This is a genomic window from Bradyrhizobium uaiense, from assembly GCF_010811875.1.
Taxonomy (GTDB): domain Bacteria; phylum Pseudomonadota; class Alphaproteobacteria; order Rhizobiales; family Xanthobacteraceae; genus Bradyrhizobium; species Bradyrhizobium uaiense.
In genome coordinates this window covers 1-21,608 of sequence record NZ_VKHP01000028.1, presented here as the reverse complement: position 1 = coordinate 21,608, position 21,608 = coordinate 1, and the positions used below count along the sequence as shown (strand labels likewise).

The window sequence follows — 21,608 nt, the reverse complement described above, 5'->3', positions numbered from 1 at the left end:
TTTCAGGAGTACGCGATGGCCACCACGTCTGCCGCCGTTCAGGATGAGCCCGCAACGCGATTTGCCAAGGACCAGCTCAGGTCCATCATCGAGCGCATCGAGCGGCTGGAAGAGGAAAAGAAGACGATCTCGGACGATATCCGCGACGTCTATGCCGAGGCCAAGGGCAACGGCTTCGACGTCAAGGCGCTGCGCACCATCGTGCGCCTGCGCAAGCAGGATGCCAACGAGCGCCAGGAGCAGGAGACCATCCTGGAGACCTACATGCAGGCGCTTGGGATGCTCTGACGTCAGCGTTTGGTCGGGCGGCTCGCGCACGACGCTCGGCCTTCGCTCAAAACAGGGATCAGGTCGCGCGCGGAGCGCGCCCTGTCATGGCCTTCGATTCATGCCCCTCGTCACACCGGCTCCATGCCGTAACGACGCTTGGGCGCATCGGCTTCCGCCGGCGTCAGATATCTGATCAGGTCGCGCGCGCTCTCTCCGTTGGAGGCCGTGGTAGCTAGCTGAAGCTTCCCCGGGGCCTGCATCGTGCACCGTTGATCACATGGTGAACGCAAGTCCGCGCACGGTCTGATCCGTAGTGTGTACGAGTGCGCGGAATGCCACGGTACTCGTCGATCCCCAGCGACGCGCAGGCGAACCCGTTCCGGCGGTCGTCTAAACGGTGGGTTCTAGTCGAGGGAAATCGAAAATGCCTTATCTCTCGATGAGGATTGATTAACGCGCTCTCCGCAATTTGCAAGATTTCCGTACGCCAACCTACGGTTTTCCGCGATGTCATGCGCCGGATGGCAACGCTTGCGCGTTGACTGAAACCCTCTTCGGCAATTAGCTTTTGTACAGTCCAGGCACCAATGTAATTAGCCGCATCTCCACGGGTGACAAGCTCGCGCCGAAGGGACCGTTGAGGAGTTGCCATCCGAAACATCCGAGGTCGTGCTGCATGAAGCGCAGTACCCAATGCTTTGGTCGCTCTGCCGAGGCGTCGGCCGACCGGCTGCGCCGCAAGGTGACGATTGATGTACATCAAACCAAAGCAAATCCATCACCGCTAAGCTGATTTATCCGAAAGCCGGGGGGCGCGAAAAGCCAGGGGGCGGGATATGAGGACTCGTTGCTTCAAGCCGCTGATGATTGCCAGTCTGACCGTTGTTTTCGCCGCGGCCGTCCACGCTGAAGACGCCGATGTCGGAAAGGCGGAATTTCAGGCTTCGTGCGCAAGCTGCCACGGTGCGGATGGAAAGGGTAAGGGACCGGTTAGCGAGCAGCTGAAGGTGCCGCCTGCCGATTTGACGGCGTTGGCGAAGCACAACAACGGGGTCTTTCCCATAAACGCCGTTTACGAAACCATAGACGGACGGAAAGCAATTTCCGCGCACGGCACCCACGAGATGCCGATTTGGGGAGAACGGTTCAACCCCGTCAAGAGCCTGCCTCACACTGTTGATCCAACCTACGACGCGCTCGATCTGTCGCGGGACTTGCGGGAAGTCGTCGTGCGAACGCGCATTCTCACCGTTATCGATTACCTGAATCGCATTCAGCAGAAGTAAGCGGCCCACGAAGGCGTCCGGGTCGGCGCTGCCGACGCTGCTCGGCAGCGGCAACGCGATCTGCCGCCATAGATGAGCGGCAGCCGCACGCGCCGCAAGGCAGTTGCCGCATCATTGATCCCTGTCAAGGCCGCTGCGAGCAGACTAGTGGTCGTATGGAAAGTGGAGGATCAACGATGACCAGCATAATGCTTGACGCCCAGCAAATTCAGAATGCCCCGGCTCCTGTTCGCCTCTGGCTTGAGCAGCAGATATCGGTGGTTCTGGGTCCGGTGTCGGTACCCGGAGCGTCGTCGCCTCGCCTGGTTGCCTGCACGGAAGCTCAGGCAGCGAACCTTCTCAATCGAATCAGACAGGCGCCGTCTGCTGTCGAAATGTTCTTCGGGCTCGCCCATCCCGAGATCTCGTTCGGCGACCCGCCAGTCGTGACGTTCCGGCTCCTCGATCTTCAGCGTCGCGCGGGCTTGGAGACCATCACCAAACTCCTGGAATGTCTCGACCTCATCAACCGGACGTTTGCGGAGATGTGTGACGATCCGGCAGCGCGGTTCTGTGATTTTGACGCCGCAGGGCATTGCTCGATTCTGCCAGCCACTCAGGGCCGCATCGCTGCATTGTGGAAGGCAATCGTCGCGGCGGAGCGGCCTGGCGTGCTGCCGATCGCCGCAGCCGAATAGGCGAGGCGGCGCGAGATGGACCCGAGAAGATCCTGCTGCAAGTTGGTGCGGAAGTGGTCCGACCGCCTGTCGTCATTCCTCGTCGTTATGACGTGGATGCTCCTGCTCTGGCCGGGGCAAGTGCAATCAGGGGAAATCCGGGATATGCAACCGCTTGCGCCCCTGGTCGGGAAGGTCATCCAAAGTGTCGTCGGCATAAGGGTCAGCACGGAGACTACAGCAGCCGCCCGGTCAATGGACTCTGGTGCCGAGCTTCCCAATGGACCGCCTCGCACGACGAACGACGTGTATGGTGCGGGCGTCATCATCAAGGCGGAGTCCGGATTGATCGTAACAACCAACCATCTGGTCAGCGGTGCCAAGACACTTGCGGTCCGATTGTCCGACGGGCGCCAGCTTGACGCCAGATTCGTGGTGGCTGACGAGAGATATGACCTGGCGATGCTGAGAATTTCGGCCTCCGGCCTGACCGCAGCCCGCGTCGGTCGATCGATCGACGCCGAGCCCGGGGATTTCGTCCTTGCGGTCGGCGGCTCCTCGGGATCCGCTCCAAGCGTTAGCTTCGGCATTGTCAGCGCTCTGCATCGTTCGCGGCCTGGCATCCCCTGCCAGGATCTCATTCAGACCGACGCCTTGCTGGATCGCGGCAGTTCAGGCGGAGCGCTATTCAATCTGCGGGGCGAAGTGATCGGCATTGTTGCCGCCGGCGCCGATGAGACTGAATCCGAGCGCGCCTTTGGCCTCGCTATTCCCTCCGATGCCATCGATCGTCTCTACATCAGAATGAATTAGGCGTTCCACGGATCGCGGATCGTTTTGAGGTGCGACCGATTTGATCAGCAGGCTGAATGGTGGCCGCTCAATGATCGTGCACCGAGATCAGTAGACCATGATCGGCGTTTCCAGAAGGTGATCGTTCACAGCAACGACACCGGGGATTGCCTCGGCGGCAATCCGGATCGCCGTGCGCTCGGCGGCGGTTGGCGCATATCCCCACAGGTCGACGACGCCGTTCTGTACGGTCGCGGTCAGATTGAATGTGTGTGCCCATGGTTGCCCGCGAAGCTCGCCGAGCAATTTCTTTCTGATGACGGAATCGGCGGGTGATATCTCCAGCTTCGGCCGGGCGCTCGCGACAGCCTGGAGCAGATTGGCCCGGCTGACGATGCCGACGAGGTGGCCGGTTTCATCGACGATGGGTATGCGCTTGATGCCATGTTTTTCGAGCAGCATCGCAATTTCATGCAGAGGCGTCTCCGGCGTTGCGGTCACGACCTTGCGGGTCATGATGTCTGAGATCTTGACCGCATGGGATTTCACGTAGTCGGACGCCATTTGTGCGTCTCCGACCAGAAGCCGCAGCCACCACGAATACGGTCGCTCGGTGCCCGCTTCAGTCCGATGCATCAAGTCGCTTTCCGTGACGATCCCGACGAGTTCGCTGTCCTTGCCCACAACGGGGACGGCGCTGATGCGGTGCTGGAGCAGCAGGGAAGCGACGAGCCGAACCGTTGCGTTGGAGTCCACCGTAATGACGGGTGACACCATGACGTCGCGTGCTTGCATGATCGTGCTCTCTGTAGACGGGAAGATGTCGCATCCTGCGGGATCGCGCGGATGCGTGATTTGACCCCGATCAATCGATTCGGAGTTCCCTGGCCCTAGTGTGGAGGCGCTCGCGGCACCTATACGATAGACGCTGTACGGCCAACCGTGTCTCAAGAGCGAGTTCAAGAGTAAGTCCGTCTCGTCGTATAGAACAGCCAGATTGCGACAACGGCCAGCAACACTGCCATTATCCGCCCGATGAGCATTGTGTTTGCCCGCTTTTCGATGGTTGGCCGGATGGCGTTCGCTGAAATCACGACAGCCGCATGAATTGCGGTAGCTATTGCAATGTACGTCGTCAGCAGGATCGCTGTCTGCTGAAGCAGTGGCCGTGCCTCATCGATGAACGTCGGAAAAATCGATAGATAGAAAACGCCGGCCTTGGGATTGAGTAGATTGGTAATCAAGCCCCTGAAGAAGAATTTGGAGTGCGCCGCCGCATCGACTGGCTTGACGATCTCTTGCGGAGCATCGCGCCATCCTTGCCAGGCAAGCCAAAGCAGGTAGAGCGCGCCACCCCAGCGAAGGGCTTCGTAAAGCGGGGTGGAGGCCGCCACGAGAGCTGCAAGGCCGAGGGATGATGCGATCCCAACTCCTAACAAGCCGCAGGCGACACCAGCCGTTGCGGCAAGACCGGCTCGCCGACCGACCGAAACGGCCAGTACCGCGAGATAGCCCATGTTAGGTCCCGGTGTCAGTTCGATGAGCGTGGCCGTGAGTGCGAAAGCAAATAGAGAGTTTCCACCCATGGTTCGATCCGTGCGTTTCCGAGGCGGGATTGCCCTAGATGTTGGTTTGATGGCTTGATCACGGTCAAATTTTCCATTTCGAGCTTACGTGGGTGCTGCCGGCAAGGGCGGCAACAGCCGCGAGCTTCTGCGAGTAGCTTTCGACGTGGGCAATCGGGCTGGCGGTCCCATCCTCTACCGGCGCTGCCCATGTGAGCTGACAACCCGCAGAGCGATCCTGCGGCGAAAACCAGCGGTTACAAAAGCTGCGCGGTTTATTGATCCAGGTCAGCCCGGCCTTCCGTTTTTGATCGATGCTGGCGGATCATCGCGTACAAAAAAACTCTAGGGAGTTTGCCATGTTGGCGTTGGATGTCATGCGTACGTCGTTCGTGACGATCAAACCCGCCGCGCCATTGCTCGATGCCGTTCGTCTATTGCTGGAAACCGGCCAGCGCGGCTTGCCTGTGCTCGATGGCTCAGGGGCGCTGATCGGTGTTATCTCCGAGGGCGACTTCCTTCACCGCCGCGAACTCGGCGTGCATTGGCCAGAGGGCTTTTGGCTCGAATGGCTGCTGAGCAGAGAGGAGGGGCGGCTGGTCCGCGAGCGGACTCGGGCCCTGAGTGTCGACGCCGTGATGAGCCGCAAGCCCGTTTGCGTCGATGAATGCGCGACTGTGGACGAGATCGTTGTCGAAATGGACAAGCATCAGATATCGCAAGTCATGGTCCTGCGGGATACTCGTGTCGTTGGCATCGTTGGCCGCGTGCAGCTGATCACCGCGCTTGAGCGAATACTCGCGCGATCCGAGGGCGACTGATGCGGAGACCGCCTGGCAGCCAGTTGTGGGGCGCGCGATTGATCCGAGCGCGCTTCCGGTCGAGTGCAAGAACAGCAAGAAGCAGGCTCATGCCGTGCCTTGCCCCTCAAGGAAAGCTATCGCTGAATTGACCCTGCTCAAGGTTTCCGTGGAGGCGATCGCGGATGCTGGCAGTGTCCATCGAGCGCTGATGAGGTTCGCCATGACTGACCGAATGAAGTTGCTGGCCGTCGAGCAACCTGTGAAATATGAAGCAGATAGTGGTTGCGAGAGGTCGGCTGATCGTCGCTGGCTGCTGGATGCGTTGGAAGACGACGAGGTTCGTGAGGCCCTGAAGGACGCTATGGCGCTCACATCCTCCGAGACGGACGGCATGCCGGCGCATGACTGACGAACGCGATCTGCCATCGGCTCGTCCGAACCCGAGGCGGGCCTACCGTGTCGACAGGATCGCGGCATTCCCGGGAGAGCAGCCCCAGGACGCGGAGGAGGACAGTCGCGCGCCCAGCCTTCTGCGCAGCATCCTGCAATCGCCAAGCTACCAAGAGGCGGATCGGGACGGAGATTTCCTGCAGAGCGAAGCTGCACGCGGCATCCGTCTCCAACTTGATTTCCTCAAGGCCGAGACCCTGCTCCGGGAACATCAGATCGCTCATACGATCGTCGTCTTTGGCAGCACTCGCATCTGCGAAGCACAAGCGGCCCGTCGGGCCGTCGTCTCGATAGCTGACGAGCTCTCGTTGAATCCCGATGATGACGATTTGCAGCGCCGTCTCAAGACGGCACGGAGTATTGCGGCGAAGAGCAAGTATTACAGGATCGCGCGCGAGTTCGGCCAGATCGTCGGTGCCGCGGGCGAAAAGGCCATCGGTGGCCGCCTCATGATCATGACCGGTAGCGGCCCGGGCATCATGGAAGCAGCCAACCGGGGTGCGCGCGACGTCGGGGCCCAGTCGATCGGACTGAACATCACGCTTCCGAAGGAGCAGGACCCGAACCAATATGTCACGCCCGAGCTCTGCTTCAGGTTTCACTATTTTGCGATGCGAAAGTTGCATCTCCTGATGCGCGCGCGGGCGCTGGTGGCATTCCCGGGCGGGTTTGGCACGATGGACGAACTGTTCGAAGTGCTGTCATTGGCGCAAACCCGAAAGATCGCGCCGGTGCCGGTCGTGCTGGTCGGCGAGTCGTATTGGCGTCGCGCGTTTGATCCAGACTTCCTCGTCGAGGAGGGTGTCATCGATCCGGAAGACCGGGACCTGTTTTGGTTTGCAGAGTCCGCCGAGGAAGCCTAGCAAGGCATTCTGCGGTGGTACCAGGCGGCGGGCCAGCCGCTTCTTCCGTTCGAAGCCGACGACGCCTCACGAGACCGGTCGATCAATCGAGAGGTCGAATCGTGAAGCTATCCTTTCATGGCGCCGATCGAGCGGTGACCGGGTCCTGTCACCTGGTCGAATGCCTGAATCGTCGCATCCTGGTCGATTGCGGTCTTTTTCAGGGAAGCCGCGACCTGGTGGAAGAGAACATCGCCGCTTTCGGGTTCGATCCTGCAACCATCGACTATGTTCTGCTGACCCATGCCCACCTGGATCACTGCGGCAGGATTCCATTGCTCGCCAAGCGAGGGTTCAGAGGCGAGGTGATCTCGACTCCGGCCAGTCGCGAATTGGCCCGTCTCGTGTTGGTCGATGCCGCACATCTTCAGGAGGAGGACGCGCAGCGGAGAGCCCGCCAATGGCGCAGGCGTGGGGAAGAGGATCCGCCTTCGCCGCTCTACAGCGTCGTCGAAGCGCTTGATTGCTTCGATCGATTTGGAAGGACGGCAGAGTATGGACAGGCGCTGCAACTCGCAGAGGGACTCCGCGCGACCTTCTTCGATGCCGGCCATATCCTGGGCTCCGCGAGCATCCTGATCGAGGCTGCCGAGCACGACCGCACGCGTTCGGTGCTGTTCTCGGGCGATCTTGGCAACGCGGGTCGCCCGCTGCTGCGGCTGCCGAGCCCTCCCGCTCGCGCCGACATTATCGTCATGGAATCGACGTATGGTGACAGGCGCCATCGGTCGCTGCAAGACTCCATCGAGGAGCTCTACGGCGCGGTCAGCAGCACGCTGGCGCGCGGTGGCAACGTCATCATCCCGACCTTCGCGCTCGAGCGCGCCCAGGAGATCCTCTATGCCCTGCGCCAGGGGGTGGCGTGCAGCAGGTTGCCGCCAGCCATGCCAATCTTCCTGGATTCGCCGATGGCGATCTCGGCGACCGAGATATTCAAGCGGCATCCCGAATGTCTGAGCTCCGAGGCCGCCTCCATGTTTCGTGAGGGCCGGGATCCGCTGCAGCCGGCAAATCTGCGTCTCGTCCGCGAGAGTGCTGATTCGGTCGCTATCAACAGGATAACGGGCGGTGCCGTCATCATGGCCGGGTCCGGGATGTGCACGGGCGGCAGAATTCGCCATCATCTCCGGCACAACATCTGGCGCAAGGAATCGGCGATCGTATTCGTCGGATACGCCGCCTCGGGAACGATTGCGCGGCAGATTATCGATGGGGCCAAGTCGGTGCGGCTGTTCGGCGAGGACATTGCGGTTCGCAGCGCGGTCTACACGATCAACGGATTTTCAGCTCACGCCGATCAGCCGGAACTGCTCGCATGGCGACGCGCGATCGAGGGATGGGAGGCGACCTTCCTGGTTCATGGCGAAGAGCCCGCGATGCAGGCGCTCGCTGCGCATTTGGACGGACAGCGGGTGGAGCTACCGCGTCTGGGCGACGTATTCGATCTATAGGCGGTCTGCGAAGATGAGCCGGACGATCCTCGGCCAAGCGAGTTCTTGGTCGTTTCAGCGCGTAGCCCTCTTGTCCTCGGGAGATTCAACGTAGAAGCCGGTATAGGTATCCACGAAGCAGAGGTGATCGTGCACCTCCTTGACGCCAGCGGTGTTCTCCGCGGCCACAATGGTCGCCTCGCGCGCATGGTCACTGGTGGCGATGCCATGCAAATGGACAACGCCGTTGCGGACGGTCACCTCGAATCCGATGGGATGCCAGCTCGCGGCGTCGACCTGCCGTAGGACACGATCGCGGATATGATCGTCGTCCACGGTCGGATCCGGAATCTCGTGCGCCAGACTGGCCACGGCCTGGAGCAGATTTGACCGGGTCACGATGCCGACAAGTTCCTTGCCGCGCATCACGGGTAACCGCTTGATGTCCTTTTTCTCCATCAGGCGCACCAGCTCCTCGAGCGGCGTTTGTTCTTTGACCGTGACCGGATCCAGTGTCATCACGTCCTCGATCCTGCGACCGCGCTCGTGGACGAAGTCGTCGGCTGCGCGGCCGGATCCGAACAGGAACTGGAGAATGGCCGAACGCTTGCGCCCGGTCCCGATCTCGCCGCGGCGCAGGAAGTCGCTTTCCGACACTATTCCCACCAACTTGCCGCCGTCGACGACCGGCAGGCCGCTGACGTGGTTTCGAAGCATGATGTTGGCGGCGTCCTCGATTGCGGTCCGGGGCGTGACGGTGACGACATTCTTCGTCATGATCTGATGGGCGCGCATCAATGCCTCCGATGGAGCTTGTCGATTCCAAATTAGTAGCTTTCGCGCGGCGCTCCTTCTGACGAGGCTCAGCCGGGCGAGCGAGCGCGACGTAGCGCCAATGCTCTCAGTCGTTTCGTCGCGATGCGTTCCCACATGTGGATGGCGATCAAAAGCGATCCGAACAGGAAAATCATCATAATAGCCTTCGCTGTTTCAATGGCCATTGCAGAAACTCCGAATGCGCGGTCGTTCAAAGTTGAACGCATCGCAGCGGAATGGCGTTGCTCTGGATCAATAAAGCGACGAGCTATTTGGAGATTTGTCTGCGCCATCAAACGTTCATGACGCATCTGGGATGTTGCTCGTCAAGTCGCTTCTAGTGAGCCTGCTTCTCCAGCCCCTGATCGTCCGGCGATTTCAGGTAGAAGCCCGAGAAACTATCGCCCCAGCAGAGGTGATCATGCACCTCGATGACTCCGGGAACGTTCTCGGCCGCGACGATCGCGGCCTTGCGAAATCTGCTTTCGGTAATCAAGCCGCTTAAGTGGACGATGCCGCCCCGGACGATGACACTGAGTCCCAACGGGCACCAGGCGTTCCCCTCGATCTCGTCGAGGATACGCCGCCGGATCTGGTCGTCGTTTTCGGTCGGAGCAGGTATGTCGCGTGCAAGGCGCGCCACCGTTCGCAGCAGATTGCTGCGGGTGATGATGCCGACAAGCTTGCCGCCGCGAACCACCGGGAGCCGTTTGACATTGTTCTTCTCCATCAGTTCGACGACCGTTGTCAGCGGTGCATCCTCGGCCACGGTAAATGGCGCGCGGGTCATGATCTCAGAGACCTTGCGTCCATGCTCGAGTACGTAGTCCTCGGCCCATTTTCCCGGTCCGAGGATGAAGGTCATCAACCAGTTGCGCTTCCGTCCGGTGCCGAGCTCGCTGCGATGAAGAAAATCGCCTTCCGTGATGATGCCGACGAGGGTGCCGTCGTGGTCGACCACTGGGAGCCCGCTGACGCGGTGCTGAAGCATGATGTTTGCCGCGTCGAGGATGGTGCTGTCCGGCGTTGTCGAGAGCACCTTGCGGGCCATGATCTGGTGCGCGTACATCCGAAGTTCTCCCATCGTTCTGGAGCGTGGCGTTCAGCTTAGCTCCTGATGGGTGGGGCATGTTGATCCGGCGCAAGCGGCAAAGTGCGTGCGGTTTGATCTGGCGCAAACGTCACGCGCGATCGCTGCGTTACAAAGTGCGGGTCCTGGCAAGCCGAACACGCACGGCCTTCAGAGAGGCGAGATCGTGTTGCCGGGTTGCATTGGATAAGGGCGGCGTTCACCGTTGCATCCCCGTCGGCGGAGCCGCCCTTCCCCTGAATAGTGCTAATGTCGAAGACCGAGGGTTGCATGCAAAAGGACTATGCCGACGTCTGCAAGCACATCTCCAGCAATCTGGGCCAGCTGCGCACGGGCATTCCTGAAACCATGCGAGCGTTCTCGGCGATGGCGCGGGCGGCCACCAGAAATGGCGCCGCTTGATGCCCGAACGAAGGAATTGATCGCGCTCGCGCTTGGCGTTGCCGCTCACTGCGACGGCTGCATCGGCTTCCACGCCGAGGCCTTGGTCAAGCTTGGGGTCGGCCGCAAGGAGGTCGAGGAGACGCTCGGAATGGCGGTCTACATGGGCGGCGGTCCCTCCTTGATGTATGCCGCCGACGCGCTGGGCGCTTACGACCAGTTTCAGGAACGTGCGGTGGTTTCCGAGCCGGCGATGGATTGATCCGGATCAACCTCGCGCGGTGCGAGGCCGTTGGCGAACTGCCCAAAGGGACAGGAGCTGCCGTGCTTCGATGGCTGGAAGATTGGTATGATGTGCTCTGGATATGCCAAGCGGGGCCTGCCGCAGCAACACGGGAGCGAAGCCGTCACTGTTGCGCAGCCACCACGTCAAGCGGCGAAAAATGCCGATGAAGTCGTGCGGAAGAAGCCGCGTGCCCGAAAGCCTCAGGACGACGCCTCATATTGGGCATCCCGGGCAGAGCGGACGAAGCGCCTAGCCGCACGATATCAGGACCAGGCGATTCTCGATCACTTCATGAAGATCGCGGCTGGATATGAGGAGCTCGCGCGCTCGGCCCGCAGCATCGGGCGGGATCCAGATTAGGCGGGCGACCGACGAAAGCTCAGGGGACCGAGGCGGGTTTGACCTGGCTCAGCCTTGGCAGAGTCGCCATGCCTAACAGCCGAGTGGATTGATCGCGATCAAGGGGTACGAGCCGGAGTGCGTTCAAAGTGGAGCCGCGTCAAAGGAGGCAGATTGCCATGACACGCAACGTCGGACTTATCGATCAGTACGCCCGGATCATCATCGGTCTGGCTTTGATCGCATATCCCGTGAAAGACGGCTCGCTTGGAGCCGGGTTGCTGGTCGCAGGGACTCTCGGGTTTGTCCTTATCGCGACAGCATTCTCGTACTGCCCGCTCTATACGTTGCTGGGAATCAACTCTCGGCCGAAGTCCAGCTCGGTCTAGAGATCTGGTAATGGGAATGAATGAAAACCTCACTCTTGCCGAGTTGCGATCCCGACTCGATCGTCTCGGCGCTGGCGGTGTTTTTAGTATCTCCGACCATGACTATGAGCGGTTGTTTGGGATCAATGAGGTGGCTGCTGCCAAGGTCGCACAATTTGCCAGGAAGCATCGTTGCGTGAGCGTTCCGGGAGAGGCTTCGGTGTACTTCCGAAAATCGAAGTCCGACGCATATAGCTCAGCCGAGCTGGTGCAGGACGCGCCGCCAATATCCAGCTGAACCCAAAATCCCTTCGACGACTCCTCAGTCGAGAGTGACGATGGTCAGAAGCAGCCGAAAGATTTCCCAGCCGGCGGCGACAAGCAATGCTCCAACAATGAGCAGACGGCCGTACCAAGAGACGGTGGGATCGCTTCGAGGCTGCCGGCGTCGCACCGGCTGACGGAACGTCGGCGTCGGTGTGGGGGTTGTAACGGCGCGAGCGCTCCTATCGCTCGCGTCGTCAAGTCTCTGTGCGTTCTGTTGCTGCGATCGATCCATCTGTGGTCAAGGCCGTCCATCGTACCAACGCAAGGATCGCACCCTCAGGAAAACCGGCCTTGATGCGGATCAACCCCGGTCCCGCGGTCCGCTAGTGGGTCGTGTGCGTATGTCATCCAACAGTGCGGCATGGCCGGCGGGGATATCGTTGCTCCAGCGCAGCGAATGACATCTGCCTGGATGGCAACCGAGCGCCGCAACGCATCGGCGGCTGTCGTGCGGCCTCGTGGTGCGAGATTGATGCTGCTCAAGCCACTCGGAACGGTGTGCGACCCATCCTCAGGGGAAGCAAGTTTCAGGTAAACCCTGCCTAGACACGAGTTGGCGCTAGATCTGCCGATGCAGTAACGCCACTCGCATAAAACGCCTGCGTCTGTCGCGTGCGCCTACAACGGTCGATCGTCCTCCGTGGAGGGCTCTTCCTGCAACGACACAAAGTCGCCGCCGCCATAGTCCTCTTCCGGCGGTGGGTAGGCGATTCTAGCCAGCTGATCTTCGACCCGCTTCACGCCACCGACGTTCTCCGCTGCAACGATCGTTGCCTTCTGCGCATTGTCGCTCCGGACGCTGCCACGCAGGCTGACAATACCATCGTGCACGCTGACGTTCAGCGCAGCGGGTCGCCAGGGTGCATGCGCCAGTGCCGCAATGACCGCCGCGCGGATCTGATCGTCACTGCCAGAAAAGGAGAGCCCGTCTAGGCGAAGGCTCGCGACAGCGGTCATGAAGTCCGTACGCGTAACCATCCCGACCAGCGTTTTATCGCGCATGACCGGAAATCGCGTGACGCCGTGCGATTCCATGAGTTGGACGACCTGCTCGAGCGGGGTGTCCTCCTCGACTGTGATCGGGTTAGGCGACATGATCTGACTGACCTTGCGACCGTGTTGGCGGGCGAAGTCGAGCGCGGCCTGGTTTGTACCCGCGAGCATGGCAAGCCAGCGACCGCGGCGCTTTTCCGTTCCAACTTCCACGCGCCTGATGAAATCTCCGTCCGACAGTATGCCGACGAGCGCTCTATCCTGATCGATGACCGGAAGGCCACTGAAATGATGGGACAGCATCGTCTTGATGGCGTCGATCACCGCTGCATCGGCAGCGATGGTGACGACGTTCCGTGACATGATCTCCCGTACGCGCACAGTGCGATTCCTCCAAGTTGAGCTGACGCATTTCAGCTAACTCTCGGAAAGGACACGGTGTGTTGATACTTATCAACCGGACGATCATGTAATCGCGCTGATATGTCACCTGTGACGGCAGGCAACCGAGCCTGGTAAGCCGATCGAAGATCGAGTGTCACCATGCCTTCTGGTTGTCCAACCAGTGGCTCGAACGGCGGAAATGCCAGTCGGTGCTCCGCATCGCTGACCTTTGATCCCCAGGTCGACGGCAGCCCGGCCCTAGACCGCGATCTCCGGCTGGACCTATGCCGGGGTCTTGCTCTCTGGTGCATTTTCCTCGATCACATCCCCAACAATGTCTTTAGCTGGTGGACGCTGCGCCATTACGGCTTCAGCGATGCGACCGAAGTCTTCATGTTCGTATCCGGCGTGACCTGTGCACTGAGTTACAACGGTGTCCGCGCTCGGTACGGGTGGGCCTCAGTTTTCGCGCATACATTGCTGCGAAGCTGGGAGATCTATGCAGCTTTTCTCATCCTGACCATGGCCCTTGCCATGATCGTGTACGCCTTCGGAAGCGATCGCCTGGCGGACGAAGTCAACGTGCGGGTCCTGCTGCAAAATCCTGGTGCAGCACTAATCTATGCCGCTATCTTGACATACCGTCCCGTGAACACGGATGTCTTGCCGACCTTCGTGTTCTTTCATCTATTGTTTGCGCCAGTCCTCTGGGGAATATTGGAATTTCCAAACGCGTCTCTGATGATCTCCGCGTTAATCTATGCGCTGGTCCAATTGTACGGCTGGAACTTGCCGGAGTGGCCAACCAATCAGTGGTACTTCAATCCACTTGCCTGGCAGTTCCTGGTCGTTCTTGGGGCGTGGTGGGCGGTTCGAGGCTATCGGATGTTGTGGCCGAGAATAGTCTCGGGGCCCGTCGTTGCACTCGCGATAGCCTACATCTGTTTTGGTCTCGTGATCGCATTGAGCTGGGAGATCCAGCCGTTGGCGTCTGCGATTCCTGGCTACATCGAGCGGTTGATCTATCCGATCAACAAGCCCGATCTGGACCCGTCGCGGTTGCTGCATTTCCTGGCGATCGCCATCGTCGTGGCGAGGTTCGTGCCACGTAATTGGCGAGGATTTGCCGTGGTCGGTCTGAAGGGAGCAATTCGCTGCGGCGAGCGTTCGCTCGAAACCTATTGTGCCGCCGTCGTGCTTTCCCTGCTGGCGAGTTTGTATCTCACCGAGGTGTCCAACAGCATCGCGGCGCAACTCGTGGTGAGCGCTGCAGGGGTCGCGACGCTCGTTTTGTTCGCGACATGCATGACCTGGATCGGCAAACGAAGCCGGCAACATCCGAAACTGTTATAGAGGGGCCGGACTGGGCTCCGCTTGGTGCAAAGACGGTCGCTATCTAGACCGCTCGGCTATGCCGGGCCGTGGTGCGGCCAAGGTGAGCGTCGAACGCCGCAGCGACGCTTCGGACCAGGAACTCTGCGTCATTGCTGACACAAAGGCGGTCACCCCTCATCGTCACGGCGCCGTCCGCGATAAGCTTGTCGAGCCGGGAGCGATCGACGACAACCGAACTCGGATCCCGGTGGTGCTGGCGGCATATCCGCGGCAGGTCGACGGCCATGTCGCACATGATGCGCTCGATGATGTCGGAACGGAAACGGTCCTCCGCCGTCAGCATGTAGCCCTTGACCGTGGCAAGTCGGTCTTCGGCGATGCGCGCGAGGTAATCGCGTGTCGCAACTGCATTCTGCACGAAGCCCTGCGGCATGCGGCCGATTGCGCTGGCACCGAGTCCAATCAGGACCTCGGCAGAATCGTCAGTGTAGCCCTGGAAGTTGCGCCGCAGCCGGCCCGCGCGCTTCGCTGTGGCCAGATTGTCGTTAGGGAGCGCGAAATGGTCGAGGCCGATGCGGACGTATCCGGCATCGGTGAGTGCCCGCGCGATCGCTTCGGACTGACGATGCCGCTCGAGGCTGCCCGGCAGCGACGCCTCGTCGATCATGCGTTGGTGCTTCTTGAAGGATGGAATGTGGGCGTATCCGAACACGGAGAACCGGCCGGGCCGCAGCGCGATGCATTTGTCGATGGTGTCCAGACAGGAATCGACAGTTTGGGCGGGCAGGCCGTAGAGCAGGTCGACGTTGATGCGGCCGACGCCAGCACGACGCAGCCGTTCGAGCGCTTCCGCGGTCTGCTCAAGGCTCTGCGAGCGGTTGATCGCGTGCTGAACGACGGGATCGAAGCTCTGGACGCCGAGGCTCGCGCGGTTGACGCCGCTGTAGCCCAACGCCTCCGCCATCGGCTCGGTCAGGGTGCGGGGATCGATCTCGACGGCGATCTCGGCGTCGGGCTGCACGAAGAATGAGTGGCGCAGGGCGCTGACGAGGTCGGCGAACGTTTCGGGCGTCATGACCGTCGGGGTGCCGCCGCCGAAATGGATGTGGGAGACCGGCAAACGCTGACCGATCGCCTCCGCGACGAGATGCGCTTCGGTGCGAAGGCCGGCAGCGTAAATGGCCACCGGTTCGTCGCGGCTGGTGATGGAGGTATGGCACCCGCAGTACCAGCACATCGACCGGCAAAACGGCACATGCAGGTAGATCGAGGCCGGCCGCCGAGTTGGAACCGACCTGAGCCATGTCCGGTAATCAGCCTCGCCGATCTCCGCAGAAAAATGCGGCGCTGTGGGGTAGCTGGTGTAGCGTGGCAGCCTGTCCTGCCCGTAGGTGATCGCCAGATTCGACCGCATTCGATTCCCGCCTCTCAGTTGCGGCCGATTTTCGAAGCCTGGCGCGTCCTTCTCACGCCGCCATGGTCCGGCTTGTCACCGCGCGGTTGCGCAATTGCACTCGTCGCGAGGTCGGGAGTGAGATCACGCCGCTCTGCTCGAGCTGGGTAAAGGTGCGTGACACCGTTTCGATCGTCAGACCGAGGTAGTCGGCGATATCTTGTCGCGACATTGGAAGCTCGATGGCTGCATTCTTGACGGCGCGACGCGCCATATCGTGCAGGAAGCCGACGACACGATCTTCGGCGCTGCAGATCAGGAGCATCAGGTGCTCCTGGAAGCGACGCAATTCCTGGGCCGTCGCATCCCATAGCTGCCGTGCCAGATCCTTTTCGTGAGTCGCACGGACCATGAGCGCGGCGCGCTTGACCACGATAACCCGCGCCTCGGAGACGGCCTCAGCCGAAGAGATATGGGTCTCGCCGGCCTCGAAGCCGAAGATATCGCCGGGCAGATAGAATGCGCCGATCTGGCGACGTCCATCTTCCAGAATCTTGTAGGTTCGGACGGCGCCTGAAACGACCTGGTAGAGGTATTCCGCGGCCTCGTCTTCGCCATAGATCTCGCTGTTGCGCGCGAATCGCATCGATGTCCCGATCATGCCGAAAGGCCCCTCAACGTGCACGTGCCGGCTGAGGGTGCTGGTCGGGTGGCGGCTGTTCTCGTGAGAAATTGCGGTCTGGGTCTGCATGGCGACGCTCCATGGATGGGAAGATCGATGGAGACAGATTGATCGCATCTCCTGAATTCGGAAATTTGGATATTTCCCCTAAGTAGAAGCCCCTTACGTATTTATACGTAGGCGCGGGACATAAGCCTCCGCACGCTGCGAGACAACGGTCTCGCAACGCATGAATTGAGAGCTGGATCAGGCGACGTGCTTGTCAGGAAAGGAGGCTCGCGTGCTGGCGCGATTCTCGTCGTCGCGCTGGCGCAGCCAACGCGTCGTGCTGCGATCGGTCAGGGCGAGCACGAGCGCAAAGATCGCGAAGATGAGACAGACGGCTGAAACGACAATTAGTGTACTCATTGCCATGTCGGGCTCCTCGATTTGATCAACCAGCCGCCTTGATGTCCTCCGGGGACTCCACGTAGTAGCCGGAGTAGCCATCGACGAAGCAGAGGTGATCGTGAACTTCCTTGACGCCAGAGGTGTTCTCGGCGAGCACGATTGCGGCCTGACGTGCGCGGTCATCGAAGATCAGGCCGTGCAGATGCACGGCGCCGTTGCGCACCCAGACCTGGAAGCCGGCCGGCCGCCAGCCGGTGGCATTGATTTCGCGCAGGATCCGTTTACGGATGTGGGTATCATCGGCCGTCGGATCAGGCACTTCGCGAGCCAGTGACGCGACGGCCTGCAGGATATCCGCCCGGGTAACGATTCCGACCATGACCTTGCCGTTCACTACCGGCACCCGCTTCACGCCGTGCTTGTGCATCAGATGCACGATCTCGTCGAGCGGCGTCTGCTCATCGACGGTGACCGGGTTCGTCGTCATGACATCTTCGACCTTGCGGCCGCGCTCGTGCACGAAATCGGTCGCCGCGCGACCCACGCCGGTGAACAGTTCCAGCCATGCTGAGCGCTTGTGCCCTGTGCCGATCTCTCCGCGCTCCAGGAAATCTCCCTCGGAGACCATGCCCCTGAGCGTCCCGTCTTCGTCCATCACCGGCAGCCCGCTGAGGTGACATCGCAGCATAATGTTGGCCGCATCCAGGATCTTCGTGTGCGGGCTGACGGCGATGATATGTTTGGTCATGATCTGATGCGCACGCATGTCGGACCCTCCGTGTTGATAGTTGAACAATAAAGCTGCGTGACACTCTGCATATTGACCTGGCTCAACGGTCCGTTTGGCCGCGCTCCAGAGATTTCAAGAACAGCATAAAGTCGCCCACCTGGTCGGGCTCGAAGCTGAACTGAGGCATGGTCGGATGACCGGTGACGATCCCTTCCGCTAACGCCTCCTGCAGCATCTCGACTGGATAGCGTTCGTGTAATGTCCGGAACGGTGGTGCTATCCTCAGCGGGCTCGGGCTCACCCGGTCGATCGCATGGCAGCGGGCGCAGTAAAGCTGCGCAAGGCGACGGCCTTGCTCTTGATCAGCGGCGGCTGGAGCCAACGCGGTGCAGATCGCGCTGACAACAACGGCGAAGCCGTAGCCGACTGAATGACGGAACGTCATGACGGTATGCCTCAGGTCAATTGACGCTCAATGGGACATCAGGACTGGAACCGTCATCACGCGCAGCATGGCGCGCGTCACGCCGCCGAGCAGGGTTTCCTGCAGCCGGGAGTGGCCGTATCCACCCATCACCAGAAGGTCGAGGCTCTCATCCGCCGCAATCGACAGCAGGATCGACTGGACTTCCGATCGGGACGCCGGCAACGACGTGATCTTGGCCGGAAGACCCGCCTTTGCAAGATAGTGCACCAGATGGTCGGTGGAGCTTTCCGCGGGGATTGGGTCAGGGCCGTCAATGGCGATGACCACGAGAGCGTCGGCTGCGTGTAGCAGAGGCATCGCGTCATGCAGCGCGCGGGCGGCAAGCCGGCTGCCATCCCAGCAGATCCCGATGCGCTTCGCCGAAAATGCGCCGTGGAACGTGTATGGCATGAAAAGGACGGGGCCACCGGCCCGGAACAGGAGCTCGCGCGGGATCACGTTGTCGTAGCTGTTGTATTCGCCCAGCGGCTGCACCACCACTGTCAGATCGTGCAGTCGTGCGTTCGCGCAGATGATCTCGCGAGCATCGATGGGGAGCGCACCCACGGCGCGGCTCGTGTAGGATATCCCCGCATTCCGCGCCTCGATGTCGAAGACCCGCAGCGCCGCATCGGCGCGTTCGAGTGCCTGTTCGTGTTCGACCTCGTACAGCGAAGCGACCGCCGCGCCCCCTTCAACGACCAACGGCACGCTGGCAGTCTCGTAGCCGATTGCCATTGCGTCCAGATGGGCACCGGTGCCGAGCGCGAGCGAGACCGATCCGTCGATCGCAGGACGTGGCGACAGCTCCGTCGGAATGTGGACCAGGATGTTCTTGAACATGGGCCATTCTCCAAAAGGGTGTAAAAGCAAGTGCCATCAAAGCACGGGTCGAGGCGAGCCAATTTGATCTGCCTCATGCGCGTTCGTGGATTCTGATTGAGCGAGATCAATTCATTGAGCGCTCCTTCGCGCAAATGTTGTGCCCAGTTTGGAGGGCCGGCATGGCGCGCGTTGCGTTGGTTACAGGTGGAAGCAGAGGAATTGGCGCAGCGATTTCGCGGGCCCTCGCTGCTGCCGGATGCCGGGTGGCGGCCAGCTATGCCGGAAATGCGGAGGCCGCGTGGTCGTTTCAGGATCAGACCGGAATTCCCGTATTCCAGTGGGATGTGGCGAACTTTCAGGCCTGTGCAGCCGGCGTTCGCGAGGTGGAGGCGGCGTTGGGCCCGATCGACATCCTGGTCAATAACGCCGGTATCGTGCGCGACGCCACACTGCATCGCATGACGAAGCCGCAATGGGACGCGGTGATCCGAACCGATCTCGATTCGCTATTCAACATGTGCCGGGCCCTTATCGAGGGCATGCGGGCGCGCAAGTTCGGTCGGATCATCAACATCTCGTCGATCAACGGGCAGAAGGGTCAAATCGGCCAGACGAATTATGCAGCCGCGAAGGCCGCCGAGCTCGGCTTCACTCGCGCGCTCGCGCTTGAAAGCGCGCGATTTGGGATCACGGTGAACGCGATCTGCCCGGGCTATATCAATACCGAGATGCTGTCCGCGGTGCCGGCAGATGTCATGCAGAACTCCATTCTGCCGCAGATCCCGGTCGGGCGGCTGGGACAGCCGGAAGAGATTGCCCGTGTCGTCGCCTTTCTTGCCGCCGACGAAGCGGGGTTCATCACCGGGTCGACGCTGTCGATCAATGGCGGCCAGCACATGTGTTGAAGGGGAGCGACGACTATGCTCGCAACCGATGTAATGCGCAGTTCGTTCGCGACGGTCAAACCGACCGCCACTGTGCTCTATGCCGTCGAACTGCTGCTTGAGACCGATCAGCGCGGCCTGCCGGTAATTGATGACGCCGGCGACCTCGTCGGCGTGGTTTCGGAGGGCGATTTCCTTCACCGTGACGAGCTCGGCATCAGTCCCCCGTCCGGAAACTGGCTGGAGTCGCTGCTCGGCATTGCGGAGAATACACCCGAACGCGAACGCATGCGCACGCAGCAGGTCGGCTCGCTCATGAGTAGCTCGCCGATCACCGTCGATGTCGAGGCATCGATCGAGGACGTCGTCGCGCAGATGGATATCTACAATGTCGCCCAGATTCCGGTGCTCGGCGCCGGAACCGTCGTCGGTATTGTCAGCCGCAGGGAGCTGCTTGCGGCATTGGCGCGCCGATTGAGAGAAGCAGAGAAAGAAGGTACCGGAGCTACTTCATGAGCGAGATGACCCTGCAATCACATGCGCACGCCGTCGTTTGGATCGACCACCTTGTTGCGAGGGTTTTCGGCGTTGGATTGACGGGCGTCGCCACGACAACCGTCCATGCGCATTTGGCGTCGCAGCATCTGCATCACAAGGCGAATATGATCGGCGATGGCCGCGTCCAGGCCGACGCCACATTCCTCGCCAGGGTGGGCGAGGCCGTGAGCCGTTGCAGCGATTTGCTCGTCATCGGTCCAGGTATCGAGAAGGCCGAACTGACGCAGTATCTCAGGGCGGAGCGGCCCGACCTCAATTTGCATGTTGAGTCGAGCGATCACCCGACCGACGCGGAGATCGTGGCGCTTGGGCGGAAGCGATTCCACCTCGGAGGCGAGCGATGACAGTCCAGGCAGTTCTCGACCAGCCCGCATCTCCTGCTAACGACGATGTGACAGGTGCCGGGGCACCTGCTTCAGTTCAGCCCGAAAGCGAGCCATTGACGGGTACTGAATCGCTCGACCAACTCGTTCACGCGGCAATGGCTCGATGGACCGGCGGGCTTTCACCGGCGAGCCTTGCGCTCGCTTTCGCTGATTGGCAACTCCATCTGGCGGCCTCACCCGGTAGACGGCTTCAACTGGGCTTGAGTGCACTTGCTGATGCATCGCGTTTCGCGCGCATGGTGTCGACGCCGCACGCGGCCTGGCAGCCCTGGTTCATGGTCAAGCCTCAACCAGGTGACAACCGGTTTGCCGGCCAGGATTGGACGTTGTCGGCCTTCAACGTCATGGCTCAGGCGTTCCTGCTGGCGGAGCAATGGTGGCAGTCGGCGACCAGCGGCCTGCACGGCGTCTCGAAAGCAAATGCAGCGGTCGTGGATTTCACCATCCGGCAATGCCTCGACGTCGTTGCTCCGTCCAACTTTGCGTTCAGCAATCCCGAGGTGCTGCGCGAGGCAATGGATTCGGGGGGCGGCAACTTCGTGTCGGGCTGGCATAACTGGCTGGAGGATTGCAGGGACCAGTTGACCGCCAAACAACCCGGACCTGCTCCGTTTGTGGTTGGGAAGGACGTTGCCGTGACCAAAGGCAAGGTTGTCTACCGGAATGAGCTGATCGAGCTCATCCAGTACGCGCCTGCAACAGCCGACGTTTGCCCCGAGCCGGTGTTGATCGTGCCGGCGTGGATCATGAACACGGTGAAGCCGCGCTCGACCAGGAACCGGACCAGCGAATTCTGCGGCGAGAGATCGAGGATGTAATAC

At 60.9% G+C, this 21,608-nt stretch carries 26 protein-coding genes and 2 pseudogenes; 15 read left to right on the top strand and 13 right to left on the bottom strand.

What is annotated here, in order from left to right:
* Positions 1–15: 15 nt before the first annotated feature.
* The 4 genes from FNJ47_RS09920 (at position 16) to FNJ47_RS09905 (ending at position 3,025) form a co-directional block, all read left to right on the top strand.
* Positions 16–288 carry a DUF2312 domain-containing protein gene (locus FNJ47_RS09920; protein WP_050422683.1) on the top strand — a complete coding sequence of 91 codons (273 nt, stop codon included), beginning with the start codon at positions 16–18 and terminating at the stop codon, positions 286–288.
* Positions 289–1,133: 845 nt separating this feature from the next.
* Positions 1,134–1,556, top strand: coding sequence for a c-type cytochrome (locus FNJ47_RS09915; protein ID WP_235999739.1), 423 nt, complete (start codon positions 1,134–1,136; stop codon positions 1,554–1,556).
* 176 nt (positions 1,557–1,732) lie between these two features.
* Positions 1,733–2,233: a hypothetical protein gene (locus FNJ47_RS09910; protein ID WP_163152893.1), complete on the top strand. Its 501-nt coding sequence runs from the start codon at positions 1,733–1,735 to the stop codon at positions 2,231–2,233.
* 144 nt (positions 2,234–2,377) lie between these two features.
* Positions 2,378–3,025 (top strand): S1C family serine protease, encoded by a 648-nt coding sequence (locus FNJ47_RS09905; RefSeq protein WP_235999730.1) that lies wholly within the window; start codon positions 2,378–2,380, stop codon positions 3,023–3,025.
* Between the two features lie 87 nt (positions 3,026–3,112).
* Here FNJ47_RS09905 and FNJ47_RS09900 read toward each other — a convergent pair whose 3' ends face one another.
* Entirely contained in the window at positions 3,113–3,799 is a 687-nt protein-coding gene (locus tag FNJ47_RS09900) for a CBS domain-containing protein (protein ID WP_165445630.1), read from the bottom strand.
* Between the two features lie 164 nt (positions 3,800–3,963).
* Positions 3,964–4,590: a LysE family translocator gene (locus FNJ47_RS09895; RefSeq protein WP_163152892.1), complete on the bottom strand. Its 627-nt coding sequence runs from the start codon at positions 4,588–4,590 to the stop codon at positions 3,964–3,966.
* A gap of 338 nt (positions 4,591–4,928) precedes the next feature.
* On the opposite strand from FNJ47_RS09895, the gene FNJ47_RS09890 reads away from it, so the two are divergent.
* The 4 genes from FNJ47_RS09890 to FNJ47_RS09875 are packed head-to-tail and all read left to right on the top strand — an operon-like array spanning position 4,929 to position 8,175.
* Entirely contained in the window at positions 4,929–5,390 is a 462-nt protein-coding gene (locus FNJ47_RS09890) for a CBS domain-containing protein (protein WP_163152891.1), read from the top strand.
* Positions 5,356–5,781: a hypothetical protein gene (locus tag FNJ47_RS09885; RefSeq protein WP_163152890.1), complete on the top strand. Its 426-nt coding sequence runs from the start codon at positions 5,356–5,358 to the stop codon at positions 5,779–5,781. Before FNJ47_RS09890 ends, FNJ47_RS09885 begins: the two co-directional genes overlap by 35 nt.
* Complete coding sequence (locus FNJ47_RS09880; protein ID WP_165445629.1) at positions 5,774–6,685, top strand: LOG family protein; 912 nt, start codon at positions 5,774–5,776, stop codon at positions 6,683–6,685. The genes FNJ47_RS09885 and FNJ47_RS09880 overlap by 8 nt, the downstream gene beginning before the upstream one ends.
* Before the next feature lie 14 nt (positions 6,686–6,699).
* Positions 6,700–8,175, top strand: coding sequence for an MBL fold metallo-hydrolase (locus FNJ47_RS09875; RefSeq protein ID WP_347341647.1), 1,476 nt, complete (start codon positions 6,700–6,702; stop codon positions 8,173–8,175).
* 54 nt (positions 8,176–8,229) lie between these two features.
* Here the strand turns inward: FNJ47_RS09875 and FNJ47_RS09870 are convergent, their stop codons facing one another.
* The 3 genes from FNJ47_RS09870 to FNJ47_RS09860 all read right to left on the bottom strand — a co-directional run bounded on the left by FNJ47_RS09870 (position 8,230) and on the right by FNJ47_RS09860 (position 10,039).
* Complete coding sequence (locus FNJ47_RS09870) at positions 8,230–8,949, bottom strand: CBS domain-containing protein (RefSeq protein WP_163152889.1); 720 nt, start codon at positions 8,947–8,949, stop codon at positions 8,230–8,232.
* A 68-nt stretch (positions 8,950–9,017) separates the two neighbouring features.
* Complete coding sequence (locus FNJ47_RS09865) at positions 9,018–9,263, bottom strand: hypothetical protein (RefSeq protein WP_163152875.1); 246 nt, start codon at positions 9,261–9,263, stop codon at positions 9,018–9,020.
* Between the two features lie 44 nt (positions 9,264–9,307).
* Positions 9,308–10,039 (bottom strand): CBS domain-containing protein, encoded by a 732-nt coding sequence (locus tag FNJ47_RS09860; protein WP_163152888.1) that lies wholly within the window; start codon positions 10,037–10,039, stop codon positions 9,308–9,310.
* A gap of 291 nt (positions 10,040–10,330) precedes the next feature.
* Here FNJ47_RS09860 and FNJ47_RS09855 point away from each other — a divergent pair.
* The 3 genes and pseudogenes from FNJ47_RS09855 (at position 10,331) to FNJ47_RS09845 (ending at position 11,732) form a co-directional block, all read left to right on the top strand.
* Positions 10,331–10,703 (top strand): annotated as a pseudogene (locus tag FNJ47_RS09855) (carboxymuconolactone decarboxylase family protein).
* A gap of 542 nt (positions 10,704–11,245) precedes the next feature.
* Entirely contained in the window at positions 11,246–11,455 is a 210-nt protein-coding gene (locus FNJ47_RS09850; RefSeq protein WP_165445628.1) for a YgaP family membrane protein, read from the top strand.
* Positions 11,456–11,471: 16 nt separating this feature from the next.
* The gene (locus tag FNJ47_RS09845) at positions 11,472–11,732 is read left to right on the top strand and encodes a hypothetical protein (RefSeq protein WP_163152886.1); all 261 of its coding nucleotides are present in this window, start codon (positions 11,472–11,474) and stop codon (positions 11,730–11,732) included.
* Positions 11,733–12,379: 647 nt separating this feature from the next.
* Here FNJ47_RS09845 and FNJ47_RS09840 read toward each other — a convergent pair.
* On the bottom strand, positions 12,380–13,117 hold the full coding sequence (locus tag FNJ47_RS09840; RefSeq protein WP_163152885.1) for a CBS domain-containing protein: 738 nt from the start codon (positions 13,115–13,117) through the stop codon (positions 12,380–12,382).
* Positions 13,118–13,297: 180 nt separating this feature from the next.
* On the opposite strand from FNJ47_RS09840, the gene FNJ47_RS09835 reads away from it, so the two are divergent.
* Positions 13,298–14,491: an OpgC domain-containing protein gene (locus tag FNJ47_RS09835; protein ID WP_163152884.1), complete on the top strand. Its 1,194-nt coding sequence runs from the start codon at positions 13,298–13,300 to the stop codon at positions 14,489–14,491.
* A gap of 43 nt (positions 14,492–14,534) precedes the next feature.
* On the opposite strand, the gene hemN is transcribed toward FNJ47_RS09835, so the two are convergent.
* The 6 genes from hemN to FNJ47_RS09805 all read right to left on the bottom strand — a co-directional run bounded on the left by hemN (position 14,535) and on the right by FNJ47_RS09805 (position 18,977).
* Positions 14,535–15,887: an oxygen-independent coproporphyrinogen III oxidase gene (gene hemN / locus FNJ47_RS09830; RefSeq protein ID WP_163152883.1), complete on the bottom strand. Its 1,353-nt coding sequence runs from the start codon at positions 15,885–15,887 to the stop codon at positions 14,535–14,537.
* Between the two features lie 52 nt (positions 15,888–15,939).
* Entirely contained in the window at positions 15,940–16,617 is a 678-nt protein-coding gene (locus FNJ47_RS09825; protein WP_175068365.1) for a helix-turn-helix domain-containing protein, read from the bottom strand.
* Positions 16,618–16,794: 177 nt separating this feature from the next.
* Positions 16,795–16,956: a hypothetical protein gene (locus FNJ47_RS09820; RefSeq protein WP_163152882.1), complete on the bottom strand. Its 162-nt coding sequence runs from the start codon at positions 16,954–16,956 to the stop codon at positions 16,795–16,797.
* A gap of 25 nt (positions 16,957–16,981) precedes the next feature.
* A complete protein-coding gene (locus FNJ47_RS09815; RefSeq protein WP_163152881.1) occupies positions 16,982–17,704 on the bottom strand; it encodes a CBS domain-containing protein in 723 nt (240 codons plus the stop codon).
* Positions 17,705–17,768: 64 nt separating this feature from the next.
* On the bottom strand, positions 17,769–18,113 hold the full coding sequence (locus FNJ47_RS09810; protein WP_163152880.1) for a c-type cytochrome: 345 nt from the start codon (positions 18,111–18,113) through the stop codon (positions 17,769–17,771).
* A gap of 27 nt (positions 18,114–18,140) precedes the next feature.
* On the bottom strand, positions 18,141–18,977 hold the full coding sequence (locus tag FNJ47_RS09805; protein ID WP_163152879.1) for a universal stress protein: 837 nt from the start codon (positions 18,975–18,977) through the stop codon (positions 18,141–18,143).
* Between the two features lie 161 nt (positions 18,978–19,138).
* Between FNJ47_RS09805 and phbB the strand changes: the two genes are divergently transcribed.
* Positions 19,139–19,864, top strand: a complete 726-nt coding sequence (phbB, locus tag FNJ47_RS09800; RefSeq protein WP_163152878.1) for an acetoacetyl-CoA reductase — start codon at positions 19,139–19,141, stop codon at positions 19,862–19,864.
* A gap of 15 nt (positions 19,865–19,879) precedes the next feature.
* On the top strand, positions 19,880–20,359 hold the full coding sequence (locus FNJ47_RS09795) for a CBS domain-containing protein (RefSeq protein WP_163152877.1): 480 nt from the start codon (positions 19,880–19,882) through the stop codon (positions 20,357–20,359).
* A 17-nt stretch (positions 20,360–20,376) separates the two neighbouring features.
* On the opposite strand, the gene FNJ47_RS09790 is transcribed toward FNJ47_RS09795, so the two are convergent.
* Complete coding sequence (locus FNJ47_RS09790) at positions 20,377–20,664, bottom strand: hypothetical protein (RefSeq protein WP_163152876.1); 288 nt, start codon at positions 20,662–20,664, stop codon at positions 20,377–20,379.
* Between the two features lie 77 nt (positions 20,665–20,741).
* Between FNJ47_RS09790 and FNJ47_RS09785 the strand changes: the two are divergent.
* Positions 20,742–21,476: pseudogene (locus FNJ47_RS09785) on the top strand (poly-beta-hydroxybutyrate polymerase N-terminal domain-containing protein); the annotation flags it as partial.
* Positions 21,477–21,608: the final 132 nt, after the last annotated feature.